This window comes from Nostoc sp. UIC 10890, from assembly GCF_054786515.1.
Genome location: NZ_JBSGKF010000161.1, coordinates 1 through 1273, shown reverse-complemented (window position 1 = coordinate 1273; position 1273 = coordinate 1). Strand labels below are relative to the sequence as shown.

Genomic DNA, 1273 nt, shown 5'->3' with positions numbered 1-1273 from the left:
AAGCTTTTAGGTATTATCTCGTGTCTCGTTCCCAGTCTCCGGCTGGGAATGCCATCTTAGAGGCTCCGCCTCGCTTACTGGCGGCAGAGCCGCCAAGAGCAGCATTTCCAGCCCAGAGGCTGGAAACGAGATTTGAAAAGGCTTTTAGCTTAAGTTGACAACAATGAGCATTGCGCTTTACCCCTACAACTGACCATCGAACCCAAAAAGAATGAATTGCCCCTACAGCTTATTATTCCTGCCTTCTAGCTCCTTCAACATCATCGCTGTCTACCTGAAGTTGTAAATGATTTTGTCTCAAGGTAGAACAATAGAATGATACCTTTCCCTCTTTTGGATGTTACTTGAACTCTCCAAGATGAATTTAACTGTTAAATAACTATGTACAAAGAACACAAATATTCTTCATAAAAGCATCGTCAGATAGAAGAATTAAAAGTTGTATAAAAGTAATCTATAAACATTGCAGCGCTTTTCGAGCAAGCAATAAAAAATCAACACTTAAAATACTTTAGGAACAAAGAATATGAGTATCGAAGATAAAGCAAAAGCTGTTGCTAAAAACATTGAAGGAAAAGTACAAGAGGCTATTGGCGAAGTAACTGGCGATCCTAAAGATAAAGCTGAAGGTAAAGCTAAACAAGCTGAAGCCCAAGTCCGTCACACCGCTGAGAATATCAAAGATGAAGTTAAAAAGACTTTAGAATAAAATATCGCAATATTTATTGTAGGATGGGCGTCTCGCCCGTCCTTATGAACTGGGCGGGTTTTCCTGCCCAGTTCATTTGTTGGAGTTCCCTAACCAAAATCACGATTTTTGTTAGCAAAAACAGGGTAGATGTTTAAAGAGTGTCACGCTTTGCCAGATATTGATACGTCTGCCAACGTGCATCAACCTCAGCTTGGGCTTGTTCTAACAAGTGCTTGGCAATATCAGGTTTGCTCTTGGTGAGCATTTTAAAGCGATTTTCTTGATACATCGAATGCTCTACCGATTGCGTAGGCGATCGCATATCCAATTGCAATGGATTTTTACCCTGGTTAAGCAACTCTGGATTATGCCGATACAGCAACCAACGACCTGATTCTACCAGAGTTTTCTGATGATTCATCCCTGTGGTCATGTTGATGCCGTGGGCGATGCAATGGCTGTAAGCAATAATCAGTGATGGGCCATCATAAGCCTCTGCTTCCAGAAATGCTTTCAGGGTATGTTCATCTCTAGCGCCAAGGGCTACACTCGCTACGTAGACATTTCCGTAGGTCATGGCAA

General features: G+C 41.8%; 2 protein-coding genes. One reads left to right on the top strand and one right to left on the bottom strand.

The genetic code is table 11. From position 1 onward, the window contains the following. Positions 1–526 precede the first annotated feature (526 nt). A complete protein-coding gene (locus tag ACWATR_RS40115; RefSeq protein ID WP_460345983.1) occupies positions 527–709 on the top strand; it encodes a CsbD family protein in 183 nt (60 codons plus the stop codon). Between the two features lie 133 nt (positions 710–842). Here the strand turns inward: ACWATR_RS40115 and ACWATR_RS40110 are convergent. Next, on the bottom strand, positions 843–1273 hold a 431-nt coding region (locus tag ACWATR_RS40110; protein ID WP_460345980.1), incomplete at its 5' end, for a thiamine pyrophosphate-dependent enzyme.